Source organism: Desulfitobacterium chlororespirans DSM 11544 (genome assembly GCF_900143285.1).
GTDB lineage: Bacteria > Bacillota > Desulfitobacteriia > Desulfitobacteriales > Desulfitobacteriaceae > Desulfitobacterium > Desulfitobacterium chlororespirans.
This window is the reverse complement of record NZ_FRDN01000011.1, coordinates 34,655-58,791: the sequence shown is the minus strand read 5'-3', so window position 1 is coordinate 58,791 and position 24,137 is coordinate 34,655. Positions and strand designations below refer to the sequence as shown.

26 protein-coding genes, 3 tRNA genes and 1 other RNA gene are annotated in these 24,137 nt (G+C 47.0%); 8 read left to right on the top strand and 22 right to left on the bottom strand.

Annotation, left to right across the window (positions count from 1 at the left end; genetic code table 11):
* Nucleotides 1-2: 2 nt before the first annotated feature.
* The 3 genes from BUA14_RS17420 to BUA14_RS17410 all read right to left on the bottom strand — a co-directional run bounded on the left by BUA14_RS17420 (nt 3) and on the right by BUA14_RS17410 (nt 1,845).
* Nucleotides 3-482, bottom strand: a complete 480-nt coding sequence (locus BUA14_RS17420) for a flagellar protein FlgN (protein ID WP_072773787.1) — start codon at nt 480-482, stop codon at nt 3-5.
* Between the two features lie 26 nt (nt 483-508).
* Nucleotides 509-784 (bottom strand): flagellar biosynthesis anti-sigma factor FlgM, encoded by a 276-nt coding sequence (flgM, locus tag BUA14_RS17415; RefSeq protein ID WP_072773786.1) that lies wholly within the window; start codon nt 782-784, stop codon nt 509-511.
* A 437-nt stretch (nt 785-1,221) separates the two neighbouring features.
* On the bottom strand, nt 1,222-1,845 hold the full coding sequence (locus tag BUA14_RS17410) for a Uma2 family endonuclease (RefSeq protein WP_072773785.1): 624 nt from the start codon (nt 1,843-1,845) through the stop codon (nt 1,222-1,224).
* 231 nt (nt 1,846-2,076) lie between these two features.
* Between BUA14_RS17410 and BUA14_RS17405 the strand changes: the two genes are divergently transcribed.
* Nucleotides 2,077-2,850, top strand: a complete 774-nt coding sequence (locus BUA14_RS17405; RefSeq protein ID WP_072773784.1) for a flagellar motor protein — start codon at nt 2,077-2,079, stop codon at nt 2,848-2,850.
* Between the two features lie 54 nt (nt 2,851-2,904).
* Entirely contained in the window at nt 2,905-3,732 is an 828-nt protein-coding gene (locus tag BUA14_RS17400; protein ID WP_072773783.1) for a flagellar motor protein MotB, read from the top strand.
* Between the two features lie 52 nt (nt 3,733-3,784).
* Here the strand turns inward: BUA14_RS17400 and BUA14_RS17395 are convergent, their stop codons facing one another.
* Entirely contained in the window at nt 3,785-4,825 is a 1,041-nt protein-coding gene (locus tag BUA14_RS17395) for a M28 family metallopeptidase (RefSeq protein WP_072773782.1), read from the bottom strand.
* 39 nt (nt 4,826-4,864) lie between these two features.
* On the opposite strand from BUA14_RS17395, the gene BUA14_RS17390 reads away from it, so the two are divergent.
* From BUA14_RS17390 to BUA14_RS17380, 3 genes are all read left to right on the top strand, one after another.
* A complete protein-coding gene (locus BUA14_RS17390) occupies nt 4,865-5,302 on the top strand; it encodes a YaaR family protein (RefSeq protein ID WP_005816309.1) in 438 nt (145 codons plus the stop codon).
* Between the two features lie 82 nt (nt 5,303-5,384).
* Nucleotides 5,385-6,179 carry a CheR family methyltransferase gene (locus BUA14_RS17385; protein WP_072773904.1) on the top strand — a complete coding sequence of 265 codons (795 nt, stop codon included), beginning with the start codon at nt 5,385-5,387 and terminating at the stop codon, nt 6,177-6,179.
* Nucleotides 6,180-6,476: 297 nt separating this feature from the next.
* Nucleotides 6,477-6,776 (top strand): hypothetical protein, encoded by a 300-nt coding sequence (locus BUA14_RS17380; RefSeq protein WP_005816314.1) that lies wholly within the window; start codon nt 6,477-6,479, stop codon nt 6,774-6,776.
* Between the two features lie 108 nt (nt 6,777-6,884).
* Here the strand turns inward: BUA14_RS17380 and BUA14_RS17375 are convergent, their stop codons facing one another.
* The 4 genes from BUA14_RS17375 to citD form a co-directional block, all read right to left on the bottom strand.
* Nucleotides 6,885-7,073, bottom strand: a complete 189-nt coding sequence (locus tag BUA14_RS17375) for a Rossmann-fold NAD(P)-binding domain-containing protein (protein WP_026198779.1) — start codon at nt 7,071-7,073, stop codon at nt 6,885-6,887.
* 151 nt (nt 7,074-7,224) lie between these two features.
* Nucleotides 7,225-8,769 carry a citrate lyase subunit alpha gene (gene citF / locus BUA14_RS17370; protein WP_035248775.1) on the bottom strand — a complete coding sequence of 515 codons (1,545 nt, stop codon included), beginning with the start codon at nt 8,767-8,769 and terminating at the stop codon, nt 7,225-7,227.
* Nucleotides 8,770-8,862: 93 nt separating this feature from the next.
* Nucleotides 8,863-9,567 (bottom strand): HpcH/HpaI aldolase/citrate lyase family protein, encoded by a 705-nt coding sequence (locus BUA14_RS17365; RefSeq protein ID WP_011460807.1) that lies wholly within the window; start codon nt 9,565-9,567, stop codon nt 8,863-8,865.
* Nucleotides 9,568-9,636: 69 nt separating this feature from the next.
* Entirely contained in the window at nt 9,637-9,921 is a 285-nt protein-coding gene (gene citD, locus BUA14_RS17360; RefSeq protein ID WP_072773781.1) for a citrate lyase acyl carrier protein, read from the bottom strand.
* Nucleotides 9,922-10,173: 252 nt separating this feature from the next.
* Between citD and BUA14_RS17355 the strand changes: the two genes are divergently transcribed.
* Together BUA14_RS17355 and BUA14_RS17350 are read left to right on the top strand one after the other, a co-directional pair.
* A complete protein-coding gene (locus BUA14_RS17355) occupies nt 10,174-10,461 on the top strand; it encodes a hypothetical protein (protein WP_072773780.1) in 288 nt (95 codons plus the stop codon).
* 81 nt (nt 10,462-10,542) lie between these two features.
* Nucleotides 10,543-10,914: a YueI family protein gene (locus BUA14_RS17350; RefSeq protein ID WP_072773779.1), complete on the top strand. Its 372-nt coding sequence runs from the start codon at nt 10,543-10,545 to the stop codon at nt 10,912-10,914.
* Nucleotides 10,915-11,006: 92 nt separating this feature from the next.
* On the opposite strand, the gene BUA14_RS17345 is transcribed toward BUA14_RS17350, so the two are convergent.
* The 11 genes from BUA14_RS17345 to dnaG form a co-directional block, all read right to left on the bottom strand.
* The gene (locus tag BUA14_RS17345) at nt 11,007-11,387 is read right to left on the bottom strand and encodes a hypothetical protein (RefSeq protein ID WP_072773778.1); all 381 of its coding nucleotides are present in this window, start codon (nt 11,385-11,387) and stop codon (nt 11,007-11,009) included.
* Nucleotides 11,388-11,497: 110 nt separating this feature from the next.
* A complete protein-coding gene (locus tag BUA14_RS17340) occupies nt 11,498-12,628 on the bottom strand; it encodes a zinc-dependent alcohol dehydrogenase (RefSeq protein ID WP_072773777.1) in 1,131 nt (376 codons plus the stop codon).
* A gap of 198 nt (nt 12,629-12,826) precedes the next feature.
* Nucleotides 12,827-13,216: RNase P RNA component class A (rnpB, locus tag BUA14_RS17335), an RNA gene on the bottom strand.
* A gap of 67 nt (nt 13,217-13,283) precedes the next feature.
* The gene (locus BUA14_RS28025) at nt 13,284-13,442 is read right to left on the bottom strand and encodes a hypothetical protein (RefSeq protein ID WP_005816331.1); all 159 of its coding nucleotides are present in this window, start codon (nt 13,440-13,442) and stop codon (nt 13,284-13,286) included.
* Nucleotides 13,443-13,851: 409 nt separating this feature from the next.
* Nucleotides 13,852-15,018 (bottom strand): Nif3-like dinuclear metal center hexameric protein, encoded by a 1,167-nt coding sequence (locus BUA14_RS17330; RefSeq protein ID WP_072773776.1) that lies wholly within the window; start codon nt 15,016-15,018, stop codon nt 13,852-13,854.
* The gene (locus BUA14_RS17325) at nt 14,997-15,794 is read right to left on the bottom strand and encodes a tRNA (adenine(22)-N(1))-methyltransferase (protein ID WP_072773775.1); all 798 of its coding nucleotides are present in this window, start codon (nt 15,792-15,794) and stop codon (nt 14,997-14,999) included. Before BUA14_RS17325 ends, BUA14_RS17330 begins: the two co-directional genes overlap by 22 nt.
* Nucleotides 15,795-15,898: 104 nt before the next feature.
* A tRNA-Glu gene (locus tag BUA14_RS17320) sits at nt 15,899-15,974 on the bottom strand.
* Between the two features lie 46 nt (nt 15,975-16,020).
* Nucleotides 16,021-16,095 (bottom strand) — tRNA-Ile (locus BUA14_RS17315).
* Nucleotides 16,096-16,105: 10 nt separating this feature from the next.
* Nucleotides 16,106-16,180: transfer RNA gene (locus BUA14_RS17310), tRNA-Asn, on the bottom strand.
* Nucleotides 16,181-16,244: 64 nt separating this feature from the next.
* Nucleotides 16,245-17,423: an RNA polymerase sigma factor RpoD gene (gene rpoD, locus BUA14_RS17305; RefSeq protein WP_005816337.1), complete on the bottom strand. Its 1,179-nt coding sequence runs from the start codon at nt 17,421-17,423 to the stop codon at nt 16,245-16,247.
* Entirely contained in the window at nt 17,410-19,314 is a 1,905-nt protein-coding gene (gene dnaG / locus BUA14_RS17300) for a DNA primase (RefSeq protein WP_072773774.1), read from the bottom strand. The genes rpoD and dnaG overlap by 14 nt, the downstream gene beginning before the upstream one ends.
* Nucleotides 19,315-19,718: 404 nt before the next feature.
* Between dnaG and BUA14_RS17295 the strand changes: the two genes are divergently transcribed.
* On the top strand, nt 19,719-20,306 hold the full coding sequence (locus tag BUA14_RS17295) for a GerMN domain-containing protein (RefSeq protein ID WP_072773773.1): 588 nt from the start codon (nt 19,719-19,721) through the stop codon (nt 20,304-20,306).
* A 151-nt stretch (nt 20,307-20,457) separates the two neighbouring features.
* Here BUA14_RS17295 and BUA14_RS17290 read toward each other — a convergent pair whose 3' ends face one another.
* The 3 genes from BUA14_RS17290 to BUA14_RS17280 all read right to left on the bottom strand — a co-directional run bounded on the left by BUA14_RS17290 (nt 20,458) and on the right by BUA14_RS17280 (nt 24,116).
* Nucleotides 20,458-21,447: a deoxyguanosinetriphosphate triphosphohydrolase gene (locus BUA14_RS17290; protein ID WP_178371728.1), complete on the bottom strand. Its 990-nt coding sequence runs from the start codon at nt 21,445-21,447 to the stop codon at nt 20,458-20,460.
* Between the two features lie 90 nt (nt 21,448-21,537).
* Nucleotides 21,538-22,980 carry a 4Fe-4S binding protein gene (locus BUA14_RS17285; RefSeq protein WP_072773771.1) on the bottom strand — a complete coding sequence of 481 codons (1,443 nt, stop codon included), beginning with the start codon at nt 22,978-22,980 and terminating at the stop codon, nt 21,538-21,540.
* Nucleotides 22,977-24,116, bottom strand: coding sequence for an NADH-quinone oxidoreductase subunit I (locus BUA14_RS17280; RefSeq protein WP_072773770.1), 1,140 nt, complete (start codon nt 24,114-24,116; stop codon nt 22,977-22,979). Before BUA14_RS17280 ends, BUA14_RS17285 begins: the two co-directional genes overlap by 4 nt.
* Nucleotides 24,117-24,137 lie beyond the last annotated feature (21 nt).

Genomic DNA, 24,137 nt, shown 5'->3' with positions numbered 1-24,137 from the left:
CTCTAAATACTTCGATCGAGAAAACGAACCGTTTTGGATTCACTTTCTTTTTCCCCAGGGCGGTTATAGGTGCTGCCGTTGGGTTGTGCGGTCATAATACTAACGGTTAAGTTCGTCACTTTCATGGCCTGCTTAAGAAGCTGGTTATTGAGTTCATTGACTTCTTTTAAATTCATCACTACGTTTTCCAGTTCAGCTCTCACATCGGTTAACTCCGGAAAACGCTCAGCTAATTCTTTTAAGGTAATGGTTTCAGGTGCTTTCCCCAGGTACCGGGCTGCCCGCTCAGTCCAGAGAAGCCGCTCCTTTTCCAAACGGGTGGCTTCGAGAAGAAGCTGCTCTTCCCGGATAGTCGTGGCTTCAATTTCTTGAAGATCGTTTCTGAGCAGTGCCTCTTGCTTCATTTGGGCATATTGTTTGAGTTCTTGGTAGAGAGCCGCTTGTTGCTGTAAATTTTCATTTAATTGCTTAATCTCAGGCACCGTAGAACCTCCTTCTGATCGTTCGCTCATTCCTGATCGAGCAGCTTACCAGCAATGACTTGGGCATCAATCTTGAACTCACCTTTATTGATCTGCTCTGTAATTTCACGAATCCGTTCTTCACGAACTTCAGGAATCTCTCTGACTTTCTGCAAGAGGCTTTGATAGATCTGTCCCCTGCCGGAGACTTTAATCCCATCCTGTTCCTGACCGGGTATTGCAGCTTTTGGGGTGATGGATGCCACTCGGTTGGTTGCCTGGATGCTGCCGATCGAGGACATTGATGTTCCATCTATTTTCATATTGAATCCACTCCCGTACACACTATCTTATCTTTATTATCGGCATTCTCTTTAAGAAGATGAGGGGTTATTTAGCATGATTAAGTCATCAGATGTTAGGATTTCTCTGTTTCTCTCCAGATATCATAACCATCTCTTTGTCGAAATAATTTTGTATTCCATTTATCAGGTGACACCTGACCATATCGAATTTGCCCCAAATTATCAACCGGTTGGTAATTTGGGGCAAATATTATCCCTTTGCCGGATTAAGACCGGTTGCAAATCCGAATCAGGGCAACTATCCGTCACACTTAGCCGGTGAGGAGCATATCCTATAGCACAGCATCGTGAAATGCAAGTTAAGGATGTACCAGATTCGAAACCAGTTTCGGATTTAGTTTCACCCCAAGAAACGCCCTAATCTCACTATAAAAGTGAGACTAGAGCGTCTTTCATTAAGGGATATATTGCTCTGCTGACAGCTCCTGGCTTATCTTGGCCAAAGAAATCGTCAGATCTTCGAAAATCCCCACAGGAATGGTTTCCTCAAAAGAATAAATCGTAGATCTGGAAAACTTTCCTGTTTGCTCCAGCTGATAAACCATAGCTATCTTATCCATAGGATGAATGATCCAGTATTCCCGGACGGAGTATTTTTCATAGAGATTGAGCTTTTCTATATAATCCTTGGCGGCGCTGGAGGGAGAGACTACTTCCGCGATCAAGTCGGGGCTGCCCAGACATCCCTTATCGTCCAGCTTTTCCTTGTCACATATGATGGCTATATCCGGTTGCACCACATTCGTTATAGCATCGGCTTTGGCTTTGACATCTGCCAGCCTTACATCAAAGGGGGCTACATAGACCTTGCAGGGCTTGTCTACCAAGTAATTGGCAATTTGACGGAGGACTTCCCCCACAACTTCCTGATGAATTCTCATTGGCGTGGTCATGGTATAAGGTATTCCCTCAATCAATTCTACAGGGGTGTCCTCCGGCCAAGTAAGGTAATCAGCATAGGAGTAACTCCTCAGCCCATAGTTATCCTTTGGTGAACTTTCTTTAACCTCTTGGCTCATCAATAATCCCCCTTATACTATTATTACTAATAATACCATTTCGCCAACACCCATTCAATCACTAAGTCGGGGCTGCTCCCTTCCCGCACAAGTTTCATTATGGGCCTTTAGACCTATAAAGTTTTATGCCTTTTCTGCCGATATTCTTTATGATGTCTTTTTTCCTCAATAAGCGACATTTCTAACAAAAAATCTTAATAAAGGGGGTAGCCGGTTTACCGGCCAAGCATAATGGATATTTCAACATTATTAGGAATTCTTATCGGTTTTGGAGCATTGATTGTCGGGTTTATCCTCGAAGGGGGGCATGTGAGCTCTTTGTTTCTGCTTCCCCCCGCCATTATTGTTTTTGGCGGCACCTTCGGAGCAGTCTTTGCCAGCTTTCCTTTAAAGGAGATGAAAAAATTATCCACCTGGCTGAAGATTGCTTTTACTGATAAAAGTTATGGTACACTGGAAGCATACGAGACCCTCATTCGCTTTGCGGAGAAAGCTCGCCGGGAAGGTCTGCTCAGTCTTGAACAAGAGCTGGAAGAAGTGGAAGATCGTTTTACACGTCAGGGAATGCAGCTGGTCATTGACGGTACGGATCCGGATATCACCCGGGAGATCCTTGAATCCAATATTGCCGTGATGGAGAAACGCCACAAAGTCGGCATTTCCGTCTTCGAAGCCGCAGGGGGTTATAGCCCCACCTTAGGGATTATCGGTACGGTCATGGGACTGGTCCACGTCTTGGGCAATCTCACGGACCCGGACTCCCTTTCTAAATCCATCGCCGGAGCCTTTTTGGCTACCTTGTATGGTGTGGCTTTTGCTAATCTTCTCTATCTGCCCATCGCCACGAAACTTAAGCAAAAAGATAAAATTGAAGTCGCCTCCATGGAAATGATTATGGATGGGATTCTATCCATTCAAGCCGGGGAAAACCCCTCCATCCTCAAAGAAAAATTAAAAACTCATCTTGGCAATATCATGGAACCGGCAAACTCACGGAACGAATAAAGTGAACGATACTCTTTCCACCAAATAAACATAGTATAGAATTAAGGTGAACACATGGCTAGAAAACGAATTGAAGAACCAGAAAAAGACAATTCCGAGCGTTGGCTTCTGACCTATTCGGACCTGATCACCCTGCTCATGATTTTCTTTGTCGTGATGTACTCCATGAGCAAGGTGGATGCGGAGAAATTTCAATCCATAGCGGAGTCCCTCAGCGTCGCTTTAGGGGGAGGCACCCGGGTGGAAATCGGCGCCTCACCTTCGGGACCGAGCTTAATTGAAACTTATCCCACTAATAAACCGCAAGAAGGAAAAGAGCCTGAGGATGGCGAAGGAAATGGTGACGGCACCGGTGCCGATATGGAGAATATGACGATTGAAACCATCAAGCAAAAGCTGGATAAATTTGCTGCAGATAATGGCATCGAAACCAAGCTGGTCTCCTCTATTGAAGAACGGGGACTGGTCATCAGCATTCAGGATACCCTCCTCTTCGAGAGCGGAGCTGCAGTCATCACCCCCAAGGCCCGGGAAATCCTCGATAAAATCAACAATGTTCTTGCTTCAGCGCCGAACTACATTAAAGTGGAAGGGCATACGGATAATCTCCCCATTAACACCAACCGGTTCCCCAGCAACTGGGAGCTTTCCGTCCTGCGGGCCACCAATGTGGTACACATCATGCAGGAGATCATCCCCGCTGAACAGCTCTCCGCTACCGGTTATGGAGAATACCGTCCCCTTACTTCCAACGACACTGAGGCCGGACGAGCAAGAAACCGCCGGGTTGACCTGGTTATCCTCCGCTCCAAATATGACTTAACGGAGCCCGGACAGTCCCTGGAAGCCGATCCGACTTCAGGAACTTCCGCACTCCGTTAACTTAGCGAATGGTTTACTACATCTAAAATTCCTTTTCCTTATTAAAATACACCTAAAAAGCGAGGTTCTTGACCGCCCGGTAAATGATTTCCGTGGCCAGCTCAACCTGCTCTCTCTTCACGATCCCCATCGTATCCTGAGTGGTGTGGTTATTTTCCAGCCATTCCCGAGCCAGGAGGGTTACCGCCGGGATGCCCGCTTTAGCAAAGGTAAGCTGGTCGCTGTTATGACCATTGCCGGAAACCACCATAGCGCTGGCGCTCACTTCAGCGGCAGCCTTTTGCACAGCCTCAACTGCTATCCCGGCCTTATCGTCCGCCCAAAGGCCAAAATTGCCAATCATGCCGTTACCGATGGTATCTACGTTGATAACGGCCTTTATTCTGTCTAGGGGGAAACTGGGATTCCTGACAAAGGCTTTCGAGCCCAAAAAGCCCATCTCTTCCCCACTCCAAAAGGCAAAGACCAGAGTCTTCTTGGGAACCGTATTCTCCCGAACCAGCCGCCTAATCACATCAAGGACACAGCCTACTCCGGAAGCGTTGTCATTTGCCCCCGGGTACAGCTGCCCTTCAAAGATCCCCAGATGATCATAATGGGCTGAAACCAGGATAATCTCCTCCGTGTCACCCTTAAGGCCGCCGAGAATATTCAGGCTGGGGGCCCGAAGATGGTCAGGGTTACCTACAGTAAAGGTTAAGCGGTTACCTACAAAAGTTTCTTTGACTTCATGAATTGTAAAGGCATGGGCATAACTCTTATCATTATCCCCCATGGGCTTGAGTCCCAGCATGCTCAGCTCCCGGGACAGATACTGGGAAGCTCTTCCCTCTCCCGCCTGACCGGTTCGTCTCCCTTCCATTTCCGGAGAGCTCAGAGCCAGAATATCATCCATAGCTGTTCTGTTGAGGCTTGCCGATTGGAAATACTCATAAATCGTTTGGGCTTCCGGCGGGACCACGTAGAGCTTGACCTTGGGTTGCTTCATTAAAGGCTCAATCGCCGCTTTTAACTTGTTGTCAAAGCCGATCCACGGTAAAGTGAAGGCTCCCAGACCAAATAGCATTTTCAAAAAAATCCGTCGTGTTTGCATGTACAGCGTCCTTTCAAGTCTTTTACAGGGGGAATACCAATGCCACTACGAATTAACGGAGCTCAACAGCCCGAGTCCCTGACCCGCACCAATTCCTCATCCCAAAAGGGGGAGCTTGATTTCAATCAGATTATGAGTCAGACCCGGAAACTGCAGGGGCAGGAACTTCAGGAATTTTTGACCCGTTTGGAAAAAAAGGGCCAACAGCTGGCTGAAAGTTTCTCACTGCGGGATTTGTCCGATTTCAAAGATATGGTCAAGTCCTTTTTACGCTCCACCTTCGGGCAAAGCCGTCGGGTCTCTGAAGAATCCTTCTGGGATTTTCAAGGACGGCCTAAGGTGCTCTCACGAATCAACGATATTGATAAAGCTCTTGAGGAGCTTGGGCAAAAAGTACTGGATACCCAGGCCAAGCCTTTAGAGATCCTCAGCCAAATCGATGAGATTCGCGGACTGATCATTGACTTATTTGGATGATTTCATCTTGACCAGGCCAAATTCCTTCTTTATGCTTAAAGTTAGCAATAAAAAAGCGAAAAAGATGAAAAGAGGTGCTTTCTTGGCGAATTTAGATACCAATACTTATGAGTGGTTTATCAAAGCTTTCCATCCGAAAAGCGGGCTCGATCTTAATTTTTATAAGCAAAATCAAATGGAGCGGCGTATCCGAAGCTTTATGGCTTCACATAATCATAAAACCTTCCCAGACTTCATCAAGGCATTGGAGCAGGATAAGATATTGTTCGATGCCTTTTTCAAGCATTTAACCATTAATGTCACTCAGTTCTTCCGGGATACCAACCAATGGAAAACTTTAAGAGAAGTGATTCTTCCCAAGCTGCTTGAAAAGAAAACTCCCTTAAAGATCTGGAGTGCGGGGTGTTCAAGCGGACAGGAGCCCTATACCATGGCCATCACTTTGATGGAATATTTCCCCCAGGCCCGTTTCAGTATCCTGGCTACGGATATTGATGTCAATGTTCTGGAACAGGCAAAAAAGGGGATTTATAAAGAAGCTGATTTCGCCAGCACAGCCCCGGAGATTATCAAGAAATACTTTACTCCCGTGGATGGCGGCTATCAAATCAAGGATCAGGTCAAACGCGCTGTCACCTTCCAACGGCAAAACCTTCTCACCGACCGCTTCGATTCAGGTTTCGATCTGCTGGCCTGCCGCAATGTGGTCATTTACTTCACCGAGGAGGCCAAAGACATGCTCTATCGTAAATTCGCCAACTCCTTAAATCCAGGAGGGATTCTCTTTACCGGAAGCACGGAACATCTCTTTGGCATGAACCATCTGGGCTTTAAGCTGATCTCCTCATTCTTCTATGAAAAGCAAATCAAGGCCTAAAGCTTTGTCCATATTTTTGTCATGTACCCCTGTGTCATCGGAAAAGGAAGATTTCTTTTCGGAATAACACAGGGGATTTTTAAAAGAATCGTTCGTCAATAATCGATTTTTAATTGGTTTATTTGAGGTTTTTATGCTAAAAAGCCCAGCTTTACCCGAGGCAGAGGTGGTGTAAGAGCTCATTTTGTCGGATATTTCACTTTTCATTTTATCAATAGTTTGTTAAACTAATATTAAAACCAAGTAAAGGATATTGGTCAGAGGCTAACTAAAACTAAGAGGAAGGTGGGATTTCTATTGTATTTCCACGGTAATCTTATCATCTGTTATGTCCAAGACCCTGATAACAATCGTTATCTTTTTCAGCTGACAGGAGGGGAGGTATGCCCTGTCAGCAAGGAGGATTTCTATGCCCATTGGCAGGAGTATCGTGCCTTTGAGGAAGCACGTGCCCTGGAGGAGGGAGACTCCTATCGTCCACTTCCTGTCACCTTCTCCACCACCTGCAGCGTTCAACGCACGCCCATCAATATGCATTTGAGGCGCAAGCGCAAATCAGCTTACTTAATGCAACAGCCCATGCTTGCTCATGGCTAAATTGCGAAAAAGAGCTGGATAGCGTATGCGCCTTTTGATTTGCACGAAAAAGGGACTTTTGCAGTCCCTTTTTTGTGTCATTATTTAATTTTAGCTCAATATAACCTCTTAAGTCGGCTGATTGGATTGTTGGTAGGCTGCTACCAGCTCATCCACATGATAAGTAACTCCTTTACCTTTGTACTCCAGCGAGACTTGCTGAGCTGTGGGGTTATAGCCGATATACTTCATCCCCAACTGCTTCGCCATCTTCGCCAGTTCAATACGCGCGCTTCGTCCCAGGTCTTGAAATTTCATAATGCACACGCCCCTTATACCGTTTTTTCTCTCTTTTAGGTAAATCTCGGGAGTTTGGAGTACGTATTCAGTTTTCATTAAGATAATGATATCCTATTCACCGGCATGTTGCAACTTGCATTTCCATCCAGAGTTGTTGATTTTTTCTCCTTTAATCCTTGGGTTGCCTTACCACATCAATGACGGTTCCATCCCGGTACTCCACCACAGCCACCACCCGATCGGTGAACTCTATGGTTTCGGGAACCCCAGTCAGATTTTCGGATAGTTTTTTGAGTTCCTCAATGGCCATGATGGGCAGTTCGCTGTCTTTAAGCTTTTCCAGGAGATCGGTGCGGCGGGGATTGATGGCAATACCGCGTTCAGTCACTAAAACGTCGATGGTTTCTCCGGGAGTGGTCACTGTGGTGACTCTATCCTTAACCACCGGCAGCCGCCCTTTGGTCAGGTTGGTCACGATAATGGCGATCTTAGCGCCGGCTGCGGTGTCGTTATGGCCCCCAGAAGCTCCCATGATGATCCCATCGGAACCAGTGACCACGTTGACATTAAAGTCCGTGTCGATCTCCGTAGCTCCTAAGATCATGACATCCAGGTTATTGACGATAGCTCCTTTATCATGAGGGTTTCCATAGAGAGAACCGGACATGGCCTGATGCCGTGGGTTTTCCCGGTAGGATGCCACGGCTTGCAAATCAAAGCATTGCACATCAAAAAGGTTTCGAAACAACCCTTCATTGAGCATATCTACAATATAGCCTGTAATCCCACCGGCAGCAAAAGACCCGACCACCTTCTTTTCCTTCATGAATTGCCGTACTTCAGCAGCTACAGCTAAGGATGTTCCGCCGGCTCCGGTTTGGAAGGACATTTCATTTTGGATATACCCTGCTTCATTGATGAGTTGGGCGGCCATTTTGGCAATCCGCAGACCCACAGGGTCTTTGGTCACAGTAAGAGTTCCCGAGACAATTCCATTGGCATCACCGATGGAATCCACCTGAACCACATAATCGACAAAGTCTTGGGTAATCTCAATGGGACAGGCGGGATAAGGGGCTAAATGATCGGTTACTGCCACAACTTTATCTGCGAAGAAGGCATCGGCCACTGCATAGGATAAAGTGCCACAGGCAGTAGGGCCGCCCACTCCGTTGAGATTACCATAAGCGTCGGCTGTAGGAGCGGCAATAAAGGCCACATCAATATGGAGGTCCCCACTTTCAATCGCCCGGGGGCGCCCTCCGTGGCTCATCAACACAGCAGGCTTTTGCAGGAGACCCTGGGAAATGGCTTTAGCCACAGGTCCAGGGGAAATATAGTTGACGGAAATTTTGGTGACGATACCCTTTTTAATATACTCCACAAGGGGCTCATGAATGGGGAAAATTCCTGTTGCCGCCACATGAATATCTTTGACCCCACGCTTGGCGACAGAAGCCATCACCTGATTAAGGACATAATCCCCATTTCTTAAATGATGATGAAAGGATAATGTCATTCCATCTTTGATTCCCACTTTATCTAAAGCCTCTTCAATATTGGCCATCAGTTTCTTCTCCCCGGGTTTAACCGAGCGCAGTGTCACTGAAGCTTTAGCCCGTTCACCATAGTTGGCAAAGGCCCCCATGAATGGCCTGACTTCTCCGTAGCCTTCTATGTAATCCAGTATCTCTCTTCCAAGGATATTCTTCATGGCTTTTTTCATCCCTTCTTCTCTAATATCGTTCTTAATAAGATTAAGATCTTTCGCTGATTCTTCCCTCTGAATTCACGATTACACGATTATTTAAAAGATGGCATTCAGGGTATCAATCTGACGTCCATCCAAGGCTAGTTTTCCTGTAAAGCCCATTCTTTTCGCGGTTAAGGCATCCTTTTCCAAACCCTCGTTATCATTGCTGTCAGCAAAGCAGGTGTCGATGGCATGGATACCAGCTGCCCGGCAGGCGATGCCTACCCGGCCACGAACATAGCGAAGTTCATCCCCTTCTTTGGTACGCTTCGAGCCGAACTCGTCCATGAGACCTTCGGCATTCAGCCATACGCCGGTAACCCGTGGAGAAGTCTCGATCAAAGTGTTGATGGTCTCTATACCCAGAGCCGTTTCCAGAACAGGAATCAACTCAATACCGCCTTGAGGAAACCCCTCTTCATTTTCTATGGTTGTAAGTATACTATCCACCTGTTTGATGACTTCATGATTGGCTTTAGGGATAACGAGGGCCCCCGGCTTTACCCGTGAGATACTATCCATATCCTTTTGCCCGTCTTCGGTGTCCAGCGGATTGATTCGAACCATGACTTCTGTCTTAGAGTAATCCAAGAAACTGAGTGCTTCTTTGACCAGATGACGAGCACTGTCTTTTTCTTGGGGAACGACTCTTTCCTCCAAATCAAAAAGAACCACATCAGGATCAAACACAGGTGCATCTTGCATGCTTTTTGGACTGTTTCCGGATAGTATTAAAAGACTTCTTCTTCTCTTTATCATTAAAAACGTCTCCTTTCATAAGAAAAACACAAAAAATAAAACACCGTTTCGAAATTCGATTATCAAACTTCAACACATTTCTGAAGCGAGGGCCCTCTCCAAAGCCGTCTGAACACGTGCTCGTATGGTATAGTCCAAGGCACCTTTGTCCTGGACTTTAACGATGACATTATCTACACCCATTTCAGCCACCTTGTCCCGCACAACTTCCTCGATTTGCTTACCGAATTGCTTGAGGATGACTCGTTTGGTTTCCAATTGAATTTGAACCCCGCCTTGATCATTGGGCATCACAGTCACCAGTACATCATTGGATTCTAATGCCCCCGCCTTTGCCGTAGTGCTGATCTTCATAGAAATTCCTCCTTACACCTCTTAAGTATTGCATGCTCTTGTCTCATTTTATGCAATATGTGTGCACTATCTTTTTAAGTGTAAACCTATTCTTCTCACTTTGACAATAGTAAAGCAAACTTTTGGGAAATTTCGGAATTTTACGAATATCAAAATACCTGAGACAGTTTCCCAAGCCAGGTGTATAATTCAAGCATACGTTCTGTAAAAAACAAGACTGAACTGCACATTATATACCTAGGAGGCATCTATGTGAGTATCTTTGAAGCTCTTATGCTCCTTAGTTTTGGAGCTGCCTGGCCTTTCTCCATTCACAAATCTTATGTATCCCGGTCTATAGAAGGAAAAAGCCCTTTCTTTCTTATTATTCTGATCTTCGGCTATATTGCCGGCATTCTGCACAAGCTCTTTTACCAGTACGATCCGGTAATCTACCTTTATATATTGAACCTGCTCATGGTCTCGGTAGATTTTCTCCTCTATCTTCGTAATAGTCGTCTGGCCAAAGTTCATCGTAAGATTTCTCAACCCATTATTTAGATTTCCTTCATAGAAGGATAATTAGGCTCCTCAATAGAAAGCCTATTACTACGGAAGTTTCCTTGACAAGGGGGAATCGCAATGAGTGAGAACCAAAACGAACTGGAACAACGCCTTATGGTCGGCCTGCACGGAACGCCCGAGCTCAAACACAGTGAGAAAGTGCAGCATCTTGGTCAATTCCGCGAACGCATCATCAGGCTGCTAACCAAAGACCAGGTAGATGATAGCCATGTCTATCCTGAAATCGAAGAAGCGCTTAAAGATCCCCGAGCCTCCCGCCTTCTTCTCAACGGGGATTTAGCTTATCGATATCGTGATAAATATATAAAAATCGCCCGTAAACACAGCAAACCTTATACCGTGGTCAATGACCCCAGCCTGAAAGGCAATGCGGGCTTAATCGTGGTTGCTGACCATGCTGTGGATGTGGAGAAGATCGAGGTCGAGTAAAAATAAAGGGACGGTTCAAAGCAAAAACACGCTTTGGTCCGTCCCTTTTTATACCAATTTTAACACTATATCAATTTTAATACATCCACTTATCAACTTACGGATTGAGTCCGTCGCTTTAAAAGAACCTCAAACACCTCATCCCGTTCTTCCTTGACTTCACTAATGTCCATAGAATTACGAGTTATTGCTTTTTCCAGAACAATCGTTTTATCACTAATAAGCTGAATAATTTGCTTATGCTCTCTTTCATCCTGTTCCCGATGAGCCACCTGGCCTTCAGCAAGAATCCTTACATCTTTACGGATTTCATCGATGGATACTTCTGCTTTTCTTAAACGCTGGTCAATTTGTTGAACGTGTCGCTCAATTCCTTGAACACGCTGGTCAATGCCTTGAATGTGTTGCTCAATTCCTTGAACTTGCTGGTTAATGCTTTGCAGCAATTCTAGAATAAGCCGCTCATTCTCCACTTTGCCACCACCTTTAACGATTCCTCTGTCAGCATTTTACCATAATACTTATCTTATTCCTATACTATGATGGCGGCCCATGGACTTTTAGGTGGTGAAGCAAAAGAATTCTATGGCTTCAAGACAACTTTAATGCAGTTATCCTTTTTCTCGTCAAAAACCTCATAGGCATGCTCCCCTTTATCTAAGGAAAGGCGGTGAGTAATGATATCCGTAGCATCAAACCGGCCTGTTTTGATCAATTCCATGATCGGCTCCACATAGGAATGGGCCGGGCATTGCCCCATCTTCAAGGTAATGTTTCGGGAGAAAAAATCCCCCAAAGGAAACAGATTATACTTTGACCCATAGACACCTACCAAAGCTACGGTTCCACCTTTTCGCACTGCCTGAGTGGCAATCTCAATGGCTGATTTGGAGCCCCCTTGGAGCTTAAGCAAGGTCTCGATCTTCTCAAGGGTGGATGCTTTGCCATCCATACCTACACAGTCGATCACCACGTCCGCACCTCCGTGAGTTATCTCCTTAATATACTCGCCGGTGTTGTCGTGATCTTCAAAGTTAATGACCTCCACCCCATAGTATCTATAGGCATGATCCAGCCGGTAGCTAATATGATCCACGGCAATGACTCGTTTGGCCCCCTGGAAAATGGCCCATTTGATGGTCAGCAGGCCTACCGGCCCACAGCCCAGGACCACCACTGTATCGTCCTTTTTTACCCCACCGATTTCCACTCCCCAGTATGAGGTAGGCAGGATATCTGTTAAGAAGAGAACCTGTTCGTCGGTTAATTCCTCCGGAACCACCTTGGGCCCCACATTGGCATAAGGAACTCTCAGGTACTCAGCCTGTCCCCCGTCATAACCGCCGAAGGTGTTGCTGTAGCCAAAATACGCTCCCGTTTCGGCTTCAGGATTCGCGTTATCACACTGACTCCACAGGTCATGCTCACAATACCAGCAATGTCCGCAGGCAATAGGAAAAGGCACAATAACCCGATCTCCTTTTTTAACAGTGTACACATCCCCGCCTACCTCTTCTACGATGCCCATGGTCTCATGACCAAGGACAAATCCCTCGGGCATACCGGGAACCATGCCGTGAATGAGATGGAGATCCGAGCCGCATATGGCTGTGGATGTGACCTTGACGATAATGTCGTCAGATTTTTGTATTGACGGGTCCCCGATATTCTTGACCTTCACATCGCGAATTCCTTCATAAACGATTGCCTTCATAGTCATTGCACCTTTCAGAAAGATATTTCAATTAGCTTCTCCCGCCGGTGTATAACTATTCAGATCTTAGATTTCTGACCTTACACTATTTAGATCCTGGAAATCAAGCATCTTACGGAGATTAAGCATCTTCATTTCATCTACAAGATATACAAAAATAGCCCTCCAGCGTGAAGTCTCACACAGAAGGCTATTTTCAGGCAAAGCCAATCTATAAGCCGGGTTCTGTTCCTTCCTTTCAGAAGGTGATGATCATCTATCTGGGACCGTTGTTACCAACGACCTCAAGCGACCTTACCCGGAGACAAAAACGGGCCGTTTTATAGTCTCCCTATTCGGTCTTGCTCCAAGTGGGGTTTGCAGGGCCAGCCTGTCACCAGGCTGCCGGTGAGCTCTTACCTCGCCTTTCCACCCTTACCAAACGATCAGTCAGTCATCAGACCGGCCTCTGTTTGGCGGTATATCTCTGTTGCACTGTCCTTAGGATTTCTCCCACTGGGCGTTACCCAGCACCTTGCCCTATGGAGCCCGGACTTTCCTCAGAAGCAACCTTTCGGTTCTTACTTCCGCGACCATCCGATTAACTTTGCTTAACTATCTTACTTGATTCCGGCCTTTTGGTCAAATAGATTTAAATGGATCAATAACCAGCCAATTAACTTTTAGCAAAGCTTTTCCCTGATTGACGCAATTGCTCCATTTCAGCATCAATATCCATAAGGGATGTCAGCAGTTTAGCTTTATTCTCCGAACCTTGCGATAGTTGCTTTAAAATGCGGTCCCGCTCTTGGCGTAAAAATTCTGTACGACTCATGATGCAGTCCTCCTTTATATTTCCATTTCGTATAATTCTCGAAAGCAATGTATTGACTCGAAAAATGTATTGGTATTAGAGGAAACTTTCAGTAATTAAAATCTAACATATTTTTGTATCTAAGTCCGTGATTCGAATCACTCTGTTAAAAAGCCGTAATCTTTTTTCAGTTTTTCTTTTATAATATTTAGAACTATTTCGGCTTTCTCACGACATTATTCTACATCAAAAGACTTTGTGTGTCAATAATTTATATTCATAATATTCAGTATTTTATTATTGCCGGAAAATCTTTACAGTGTCCTACATAGTAAAGAAAACCCCGAAAGCACTGTCTTCGCACTTGTTGCCTTAAAAGCATGCTTACAAAAAAGGCACTCCTATCAAAATAGAAATGCCGCTACACCCTCTAACTATTCAGTGCCCTCCATGGGTTTTTCATCTCTTGACTGATGATCACCTCAACCCCTGCCAGGACTTTCTCTGCTTTTAAATGCTCTGCCAGGGTCTTGACCATGGGAGCTTCGCCCCAAAAGTGCCCCATATCCATGATGGGCAGCCCTGCTTCAAGGGCATCCAGAACTTCATGATGATCCACATCGCCGGTGATTAAGAGGTCGGCTCCTTTAAAGAGGGCTTGGGAGATAAAGCTTCCGCCACTTCCATTCACAATGGCTATCTTGCGAAGAACCTGTTCCGGGTTTTCAGAAGCGCGCAGCTTAGGCTCTTCTGCCAAGGAGGCCGGAGCAAGTTTTCTTAAACCGGCGGATAGTTTACGCGCAAAGCTGCCCAGATTCTCAGGCTCTTTCAAATAACCGATGACACCATAGCCCCGGCTTGCTCCCCTATTGTAGAGAGGGATTAAATCATAGGCCGGCTCCTCATAAGGGTGTGCTCTCTGCAAAGCTTTCACTACACGGTCGATGCGGTTCTCTGGCAGAATGCTTTCCAGTCTTATCTCCTCTACCCGCGTCAATTCGCCAACCTCACCGATAGCGGGATGAGCATTATCCAGAGGGCGGAACATTCCGGCTCCGGCCACCGCGAAAAAACACTCTGCATACTCAGAAGCATGAGGTCCGCCGGTGATGCCTTCCCCGACTCCAACGTTTACGAGAGCCTGACGAACTGCCTCGGCATGGTCTTCAGGAACAAAGGTTACCAATTTGACGAGTTTTTCTGCATGAGTTACCTTAAGGTGTTCCATCTTTTCCAACTCTAAGGCCCTTCCCAGACTCCAGCTGGAAGACAGGGGGGATTGATCCAAATTGGTATGGGCGGCATAGTAGGCAATTCCTGATTGAATCATTTGGATCGGCAGTCTTGCGCTTTGGTTGTCGGAGCGGAGATTTTTCAGCGCTTTGAACAGGATGGGATGATGAGCTACGATAAGCTGCACATCCTTTTCCCGGGCTTCCTGCAGAACCTCCGGAGTGGCATCCAAAGCCACCAGAATCCGCTCTACAGGAGCGGCAAAATCCCCTACCAGGAGCCCCACATTGTCCCATTCCTCAGCCCAGGCTTTGGGGGCAACCCTTTCAATGATCTGAGCGATTAAACCGACGGAAACAGGCATTTTACCAACTCCTCCACTACTTTGATGGACGTAGTATACTCCTGAATGCGCTTTTGCACTTTCTCCCGGCTGGACTTTTGCATTTCCTGGATGGTTCTCCGTAAGGTTTGTATCTGCTCAAGGATCAGCATTTTAAGTTCTTCACCGGGATCTTCCAAAGCAAGGGGACCCCATTCCCAGATCCATTGGCTGAGGATGCTTTCACCCAGTTGTGAATCACCCGACACCGCACCAACCTGATCGAGCCACTTCTGCATTTTGCACTGCAGCTCCTCCAGGGTATATCCTTCCCGGCGTGAAAAATGCATCACGCCATAGATTCGGCCTTCCTCAGCCACATACTCTTCTCGCTTCATCCGCCAGCCTCCTTGCAGCAAGGTCAGGCGTACTTTCCCCTCAGCCCCCTGGGGTTGGAGAATGAGCTCATTAACCTGAGACATCACAGCCGGCCGGGCGGCGAAAATCTCCAGCATCGTATTTCCACCCATCCCGGCTAAGGTGAGAGTATCCACTTCCCCCGCCTGAATGGGCTTTAAACCATCCCCATACCGAACATCAATAACCGGCTGCAATCCCCGGCTTGCGATGGCAGAGCAAGCAGATCGATAAGGCCCCTCGTGCACATCCACTGCCACAGCCTTGATAATCTTGTGGTTCTCCCAGAGGAATATGGGCAAATAGGCATGATCTGTTCCGATATCTCCCAGCCGGGAGCCTTCGGGAACAAATGCAGCCACACGTTGCAGGCGTGGTCCTAAATTCACGGAAACAGCCATAGATTAACTCCTTTCAATCAGACGCTTTCACTCATCAACAAGAGGTTATCACTCATAGAAAAATAGCGAGATGCTTCATACATCTCGCTACGTTCGTTCTTAAGTGGTGACCCGTACGGGATTCGAACCCGTGTTACCGCCGTGAAAGGGCGGTGTCTTAGGCCGCTTGACCAACGGGCCAGGATTTCTATACGAACCTCATGGATCGTGCCTCAAGTTTCGTATATGGTGGGCCCACTAGGATTCGAACCTAGGACCAACCGGTTATGAGCCGGCCGCTCTACCGCTGAGCTATAGGCCCAATAAAAAAATGGCTCCCCGAGCAGGACTCGAACCTGCAACCTACCGGTTAACAGCCGGTTGCTCCACCATTGAGCTATCGAGGAATGCCCTTCGCAGAGTTTATTATACGAGATTCGTATTAGCTAGTCAAGCTTTATATTTGAGTTTTTATTCCAGGTAATCCTTGAGCTTCTTGCTGCGGCTGGGATGGCGAAGCTTCCGCAGGGCTTTGGCTTCGATCTGGCGAATCCGTTCCCGGGTTACGCCGAATTCCTGGCCTACTTCCTCTAAAGTCCGGGTACGGCCATCATCAAGACCAAAACGCAAACGCAGAACCTTTTCTTCCCGGGGAGTCAGGGTCTCTAAGACCTCTTCCAATTGCTCTTTCAGCAGGATAAAGGAAGCTGCCTCCGAAGGGGCCGGAGCATCTTCATCAGGAATGAAATCTCCTAAATGGGAGTCTTCTTCTTCCCCAATCGGTGTCTCCAAAGATACCGGCTCCTGGGCAATCTTCATAATCTCCCGGACCCGCTCTACAGAAATATCCATTTGTACCGCGATCTCTTCAGGGGTTGGTTCACGTCCTAATTCCTGCAGAAGTTGGCGTGATACCCGAATCAGCTTATTGATGGTTTCTACCATATGCACAGGTATCCGAATGGTTCTTGCCTGATCGGCAATAGCCCGGGTAATGGCTTGGCGAATCCACCATGTGGCATAAGTTGAAAACTTAAAGCCTTTGACGTAATCAAATTTCTCTACAGCCTTAATCAGCCCCAGGTTGCCTTCCTGAATCAAATCCAGGAAAAGCATCCCCCGGCCTACATAACGTTTGGCAATGCTGACAACGAGGCGCAAATTGGCTTCAGCCAAACGGCGTTTAGCGCTCTCGTCCCCTTGTTCCATGCGTTTGGCCAGTTCAATCTCTTCTTCAGCAGTAAGAAGAGGGACGCGGCCAATCTCTTTAAGGTACATGCGGACAGGATCATCGATTCCCACCCCTTCAGGAATGGAAAGATCCACATCCACCTCTTCCTCAACATCAGGGTCATCCACATCATCGGGGATTTCGTCCGTAACCTTTTCCAAGGCTTCCACTTCACCCGCTTCAGGGATGATATCAATCCCCATCCGGCCAATCTGTTCATACACTTCATCAATCTGTTCGGCTGTGAGCTCAATTCCTTGGAGGGTATCCATGATCTCCCGATAGGTTAAAGAACCCTTTTTCTTGCCTTTTTGGATCAGTTCTTTTACCGCATCGACCTTCAATTGGTCATCATTCATAGATTCCCCTCCCTTCTTGGTTTCTGTTTTTTGTGTGCTCATGACCTTACTTTTCGCCACTTCTCAACCGCTCTCCTATCTCTTTTAACAGGGCTAAAGCACCTGTCAAATCGCCGGATTTTTCTAATTCAACCATTCGAGCCTGAAGCTCTTCCACAGTTTCCTCTTCGCTCATCGAATGAATCTGTTTCATGCAATCATGAAAAAGTCGTTGCGGGTTGGCTAGTTCCATGTCTTCCAGCATGATCTGGGCTACTTTGCTTTGCAAAGGGCCCGATTCCATACTCGACAAAGCTCCATTGCCGATACAGCGCGCTTTTTCAATATAATCAAATATCTGCTGATGATACGCTACCTTCCACAATCCCTCGACCCATTGATCCTTGAATTCTGAGACAGGAATTAATTGTTCAAGCAAAAGACGCAACAAAACTCGCTCAGCTCGAATCACTCCATCAGGAACTGACGCTCCGCTTGGAGTCGGATTTGCACACCTATTGATATTATCCCTGTTTTTTACAGAAATATCCTGTTTGTTACGAAATAATTCCTCCCCAGAGGCCTTTTTCGAAGGTTTTCGGTCAAATCCTGCAATTTCCTCTTGAACCCTATCTAAGGTCAGACCCAGCTCCAAACTCAAAAACCGCTCATACCCTTCCCGCTCGACAGGACTTTGCACTTTGACGATATCCGGTGCTAATTCGCGGACCAATTCTGCTTTCTCCGGAGCTGATAGGGTTGGTTTCGTTTGGACATGAACCTGATATTTAAATTGAATATAGGGTTCCGCTTGAGCTAACGCTTTATTAAATTCTTCCACTCCGAAGGTTTTAAGATATTCATCCGGGTCCTTAGCCCCGGACAACCTTAATATATCTACCCGAAAACCCATGTCCTGCAATAGCTCACCCGCTCGAAGGGTTGCTTGAGTGCCAGCCTGATCCGAATCATAAACAACCACCACGCGCCCAGTGTAGCGATGGATCAGTTTTGCCTGATCCCGGGTTAAGGCTGTTCCTAAAGAGGCTACTGCATTTTTAAAGCCTGCTCTTTGTAAGGCGATAACATCCATGTAGCCTTCCGCCAGAAGTGCAAATCCGTGTTCCCGGATCCCCTGGTGAGCTCGGTGCATTCCGTATAAATGATGTCCCTTATTAAAAAAAGCAGTCTCTGGTGAATTCAGATATTTTGGTGTAGAATGATCTAAGACCCGCCCGCCAAAGCCAATGGTCTTATGACGGGAGTCAAGTATGGCAAATATTACCCTTTTTCGAAAACGGTCGTAAAAGCCACGGGACCTTCCCTCCGACTGGTCCCGCTCTAAAGCAAGTCCGGCTTGAGCCAACTCCTGGGGGCTTACTCCCCGGGCGCTAAGGGCCTCAAGCAGTCCGTCCCATCGATCGGGGGCATAACCTAAACGAAATTGCTTGATGGTCTCCTCATCCATCCCTCGCTGCTGAAAGTACTGCCTTCCAGGCTCTCCTTCAGGTCTATGCAGCAGGACCTCATGAAAATAACCCGTTGCCCAATCGTGAATCTCTTCCCAACGACGTCGACGGGTTTGTTGTTCTTTCTCACGGGGTGAAAGCTCTTTCTCCGGGAGAACAATACCGTGTTTTTGAGCTAAATGCTCCACCGTTTCGACAAAATTCCAGTTTTCTTTTTTCATTAAAAAAGAAAATACATTACCGCCCGTATGGCAACCGAAGCAATAAAAAATCTGCTTGTCCGGGGTCACCGTAAAACTCGGGGTTTTCTCCGCATGAAACGGACAGAGGCCCAGGTAATTCTTCCCTTTCCGTTGAAGCCGTACGTATTCGGAAATTGTATCCACGATATCGGAACGCAATCTGACTTCTTCAACGATCTCCTCAGGAATTCTGTAGTCCACTGCTTGTAATTCGCCACCCCTATGCCATATTTTTGACAGATTGTCAAGATAATAATACATTTATTGTTTCGCCAAAAAACTCAAGAATCCTCTTTTTCACTTTCGTAAAGCATAACTTCGTTGCCTACTTTCCTCCTGCATAAGTGCAACTAGGCAGCTGTATGCGCCAGAGGCTTGCCACCAGCCAAGTTTTCTATAAAATCTCTCTTTAAAATCAGACTTTTTTGGTGTACAATATATAGTCTAGATATATTTAGAGTCTATAAATATTATTCTACCTTCCTTAACTATTTCCTCCTTTATTTCGACTTTTTCTTTCTTCTCATCGCTATCTGTGGCAGATTGCTTTTCCTCCTCTGCTTTTCGTGCTAAAATGGAATCAATGCTTAAACTTATACATAGATGAGTCGAGCTGCACCATGATGCCAAACTTTAAAAAATGACTCAGAAAGGTGGACGGTCCTATGTGTAACACTAAATTCCGCTGTTTAATGATCGCATTTTCCATATTCCTTTTAACTTTTGGCTTAGTAGGCTGTGGATCCGATGACACCACGAAGAATACTCCTCCATCCCCTCCCCCCAATGTAACGGATCCCCAGAATTCCGACCCGGTTGAACCGGCTCCCGCGGAGACCGTGAAAGTTACGATGTATTTCCCTACGTCGGATGCAACAGGACTTGCTCCCACTGAGCGGACAATAAACGTGACCAAAGCAGCAAGCGAAGAAGTAATCGCCGGAATGTTCAAGGAGTTCGCAAATCCTCCTTCAGGTTTAGTGGCTCCCCTCCCAAAGGATACCAAGCTTTTGGATGTTAAGATTAAAGACGGTGTCGCCACCCTTAATCTGTCCCATTCCTTCAGAGAGAATTTCGAGGGCGGTGCCACAGGAGAAGAGATGGTCCTCTATAGCATTGTCAATTCCTTAACCACCCTTGCCGATGTGAACTCGGTGGAATTCCTTTTAGAAGGGGAACTGAAGGCGGCGATTCTCGGCGGTTTGGATACATCAACACCTGTAACGGCCAATGAAAGCTTAATTCTGAAGTAACGTTCTTAATCTATCCACTAAAAATATGTTAAGCGTATTTAAGAGAGTGCCGCCAAACTACTTTTCAGGTAGTGGGCGGCGCTCCTTTTGACATCAAAAAAAGGTCTGTCTTGGCGACAGACCGACCCTAGATTATTTCGATATGCACCTCTTAATATCTGGGAACAAGGAATTTTTGAAAGAGATCAATAGCGTAGTTATCGGTAAGCCCGGAGATGTAGTCCACTACAGCTTTGACCGCATCACCCTCGGCCCAAACCAGATATTCCTGAGGGAGAAACTGCAGGTTTTTCATATAATAATGGAATAAAGCCTGGACAACATATTCGCCTTTACGCCGCTCCTCACGGAGGATCACGCTGTTATAGACCCGCTCAAACATAAACACCCGGAACTCCTGCATAGCCTCCGCAACCTGAGAGGATTGCCGGATCGAGGCTTGGTTCTGGGAGCTTTCGATCATATCCACTACCATCGTAGTGATCATGCGGCTGGGACTATCCCCCAGGGTAGACACCACCTTCCCGGGGAGCTCTCCTTGGTGAATGAGCTCTGCCCGCAAGGCATCATCATAATCATGGCAAAGGTAGGCAATACGATCCCCTGTCTTGACGATCTGTCCTTCGAGGGTATAAGGGATCTCTTTCCCTGTATGATGGAGCACCCCATCCAGAACTTCCTGGGTTAAATTCAACCCTCTGCCCTCCCCGGTGAGAACCGTGAGGATACGGATGGATTGCTCGTTATGCTCAAAGCGGCCGATCAGCTTGGCAATGGCTTCTTCTCCCACATGACCAAAGGGGGTATGCCCCACATCATGCCCGAGGGAAATGGCTTCGATCAAATCTTCGTTCAGGCCTAACCCCCGGCCAATAGTGCGGGAAATCTGAGAAACCTCCAGACTATGGGTCATCCGCGTCCGGTAATGATCCCCGCTGGGGGCTATATAAACCTGAGTCTTATGCTTAAGCCGCCGAAAGGGCTTGCTATGCAAAATCCGATCCCGATCCCTTTGGAATTTGGTCCGGATAGGGCATTCTTCCTCTTCCCGTATTCTTCTGGCTGCACTGCTTTTGGCGGCATAGGGCGAAAGCCGCTCCCATTCTTCCCTCTCTATACGGGTTCGAATCGTCTCTGTCACACACACTCCTCCTTTGAGGCATGGCTCATGGCTTATGGCTTATACATTGATTATAGCACGAGGAGTGAACAGAAAGTAGGAAGCGGTCCTTTAAATTATCCCTGTGTTTTGAAGCAAAGCACCGATAATCAGTATCCAAATAGCTGCTAAGGCTGCTGCCACCAGTTTATCCCCTGAGCTTAAGGGGTGTTGTTCCCTTTTACTTTCACCTTTTTGGCACCCTGAACAAGCCCGGCTTGCCGCAACCTCTCTTTTCATCCCACCCTCTTCAAGCGCTTCTCCTTCTACCGGGCCCAGTTCTGCCCAACCCGGTTCTTCCTCCTCTTGACGTTCTTCTTTTTCTGTCCTTCCCTCCTCCGGCTCCAGCTTGTTTCGGAAGAGCTTCTGCCCTTTTCGTCTGCAGGAGGCGATAAAATCCAAGAATGCTCCCATAGGACAAAAACAACGGCACCAAAAACGCAGTATAAAAATGGCGAACAACAGAATCAAGAGCATCATTATCCACTGTGAAGTGTTGCCGTCCCCATTAAAGAATACTGAAAAAGGCTCAAAGCTGGCTATGCCGGAATTATTGAAAAGCAAAGCCAGTATAGCAGCCAGCCACAGGAACAACCAGCGGCTTTTACGAGCACCGGAGATCAGCTGAGAGTTAGGGTTGTAGTCGGCCAGATTCAGAGCCTTGTACATACCTTCCTGTACCGCTCCGAAAGGGCAAAGCCAAGAGCAGTAAAAATTTCTCCCCCATAGCAAGGTGACCAAAAAGACCCCCATAACGATCACATACCAAATAGGCCGTTCCGAAAAAGCTGGCATTTTCAGGGCAATGATGCTCAGATAATTGCCGATGGTCAAGGAGGAATTTTCCATAAATCCGAAGACAAAGACCGTCGCCACCAAGATCCAGGGGCGCAGCTTCTTCATGTTGCGGGCAGAGGCCAGGATTGCCACAAGAAACATCAGCAGGACAAGTCCGTCCTGCCATTGAAAATGGAAGGTTTTCAGATAGGGTACTGTCAGCCCCAACTGATTCTTTCCTACCTGAAACATACCCTTTTCCACAGCTAACATGATCCCATCCGTGGTACGCGTTGCACCGCTGACACTATCAATATCCCCATGGGCCGCCAAGGGCTGAGTTACGGTTTTGCCAATCAGGTTCTCCGGATACCCGGCTTCCAGGACCTTGCGCAGATAGAGGGGGGTTTCCGAGTCTTCGACCAAGACTGCGTTTTTCAGAGTGCCCTCCTGATTCACATTGATCAACAGGGTGATGGGACCGCCATAGCCTGAGGCATTGGCAATAACCCCATAGCTCAGTAAATGTCCAGCCTGATCGTATAATCCATAGGTCTTATAAATACCTTCAAGCTCTTCATAGTGGGTTGCAGCCGGTTCTCCCTGCTGCAGGAGAGCCAATATATCCTGTTTGTCGCTTATCTGCTGATAGGCAGAAGTCAAAAGTAAAAGAACGCAGGCGAGGAAAGGGAGAATTACCCACCCCCTCGCCTTTTTAGCTTGAGTAGTGACCATCATAGCACGAACTTTCCAAAAAGTTTTTGGCGAACATCCGAAAGAATGTCTTCCGGAGAAGGTTCTTCCTTACACCAGTAACATAAATCATCCTGACTGGTGATGGTTTCTGCTTCACAAAGCTTGCATTTTCCCACTGAGGCCTTGAAGATGGATTGTTCCTCGTAAGGTGCGGCATTGGGTAAACGATCCCGAAAAATCGATCGGGTTGGACAGGACAGCATACAGATGCGGCAGTCTATGCAGTGCCCACCAGTGAAGGAATGAATACACTCCTTCCCTTCGACCCGAATCTTCAACGCTTGAGTAGGACAATACCTGGCACACATGCCACAGTTCACACATTCCGTACTCATTTGGATAAAAGGCCAATAAGCAGGACTTCCTCCTTCCTGATAGTTACGGAAATAACTATCTTCGAGACGCTTCTGCCAATCAGGCAAGGCATTGATTCTTGCCCTTTTTTTGTTTTCTTCACGACCAGGCGCTCCCTTTAGCTCCTGATGCTTTCGGCCCATTAAGGTTAAAAACAGATCCCGGCGGGAAGTTACCTTTAATCCTGAGGATACGGCCTGGAGCTTTTTGCGCTTTTTAGCTTTATCCGCAGTATAAATCAGAGTGAAATCCGGAGTATGGCCGGAAGCTTCCAGCCATTCCATAGCTGTTTCCAGGGCAAACTTGACTCGCTCGATACACGATTTCAGCGGACAATCATGACACCCATCCAGACGCAGCTCCACTCCGGTGAGCAAACCTAATTCATACCAAGCTCCTTTGGACAAGGCGCTTAAGCAGGTGGGAATCTGTACCGCTCCCTTCTCCTTATCCTCCTTACTAAGATAGGGAGCCGAATGCGAGCCACAGAAGATCTGAGTTATTTTTGCTCCCTGCTCTTCCACATCCGAACGAATTGTGGTTTCATCCCATTGGGAAGAGCGGAAAACCTGAGTAGGACAATCGGCAAGGCAGAGTCCACAGCCAAGGCATCGCTCTTGGATCAGATAAATTTGCTGATCAGCGAGGATTAAAGCTTGTCCCGGACAATGAGAAACACAATGGCTGCATTCCACACCATTGTGCTGCTGATTCAGACATCGATTTGTGTCAAGCTGCATAGTTGCACCGTGATTAAAAAGCATGCTTCCCACTCCTTTGTTCAT

What these genes read in the sequence shown, in the direction of transcription:
- flgM (WP_072773786.1), bottom strand. Translation starts at nt 784, where the DNA reads ATGAAAATAGATGGAACATCAATGTCCTCGATCGGCAGCATCCAGGCA.
- BUA14_RS17410 (WP_072773785.1), bottom strand. Translation starts at nt 1,845, where the DNA reads ATGAGCCAAGAGGTTAAAGAAAGTTCACCAAAGGATAACTATGGGCTG.
- BUA14_RS17405 (WP_072773784.1), top strand. Translation starts at nt 2,077, where the DNA reads ATGGATATTTCAACATTATTAGGAATTCTTATCGGTTTTGGAGCATTG.
- BUA14_RS17400 (WP_072773783.1), top strand. Translation starts at nt 2,905, where the DNA reads ATGGCTAGAAAACGAATTGAAGAACCAGAAAAAGACAATTCCGAGCGT.
- BUA14_RS17395 (WP_072773782.1), bottom strand. Translation starts at nt 4,825, where the DNA reads ATGCAAACACGACGGATTTTTTTGAAAATGCTATTTGGTCTGGGAGCC.
- BUA14_RS17390 (WP_005816309.1), top strand. Translation starts at nt 4,865, where the DNA reads ATGCCACTACGAATTAACGGAGCTCAACAGCCCGAGTCCCTGACCCGC.
- BUA14_RS17375 (WP_026198779.1), bottom strand. Translation starts at nt 7,073, where the DNA reads ATGAAATTTCAAGACCTGGGACGAAGCGCGCGTATTGAACTGGCGAAG.
- citF (WP_035248775.1), bottom strand. Translation starts at nt 8,769, where the DNA reads ATGAAGAATATCCTTGGAAGAGAGATACTGGATTACATAGAAGGCTAC.
- BUA14_RS17365 (WP_011460807.1), bottom strand. Translation starts at nt 9,567, where the DNA reads ATGATAAAGAGAAGAAGAAGTCTTTTAATACTATCCGGAAACAGTCCA.
- citD (WP_072773781.1), bottom strand. Translation starts at nt 9,921, where the DNA reads ATGAAGATCAGCACTACGGCAAAGGCGGGGGCATTAGAATCCAATGAT.
- BUA14_RS17350 (WP_072773779.1), top strand. Translation starts at nt 10,543, where the DNA reads ATGAGTGAGAACCAAAACGAACTGGAACAACGCCTTATGGTCGGCCTG.
- BUA14_RS17340 (WP_072773777.1), bottom strand. Translation starts at nt 12,628, where the DNA reads ATGAAGGCAATCGTTTATGAAGGAATTCGCGATGTGAAGGTCAAGAAT.
- BUA14_RS28025 (WP_005816331.1), bottom strand. Translation starts at nt 13,442, where the DNA reads ATGAGTCGTACAGAATTTTTACGCCAAGAGCGGGACCGCATTTTAAAG.
- BUA14_RS17330 (WP_072773776.1), bottom strand. Translation starts at nt 15,018, where the DNA reads ATGCCTGTTTCCGTCGGTTTAATCGCTCAGATCATTGAAAGGGTTGCC.
- BUA14_RS17325 (WP_072773775.1), bottom strand. Translation starts at nt 15,794, where the DNA reads ATGGCTGTTTCCGTGAATTTAGGACCACGCCTGCAACGTGTGGCTGCA.
- dnaG (WP_072773774.1), bottom strand. Translation starts at nt 19,314, where the DNA reads ATGTATTATTATCTTGACAATCTGTCAAAAATATGGCATAGGGGTGGC.
- BUA14_RS17295 (WP_072773773.1), top strand. Translation starts at nt 19,719, where the DNA reads ATGTGTAACACTAAATTCCGCTGTTTAATGATCGCATTTTCCATATTC.
- BUA14_RS17285 (WP_072773771.1), bottom strand. Translation starts at nt 22,980, where the DNA reads ATGATGGTCACTACTCAAGCTAAAAAGGCGAGGGGGTGGGTAATTCTC.
- BUA14_RS17280 (WP_072773770.1), bottom strand. Translation starts at nt 24,116, where the DNA reads ATGCTTTTTAATCACGGTGCAACTATGCAGCTTGACACAAATCGATGT.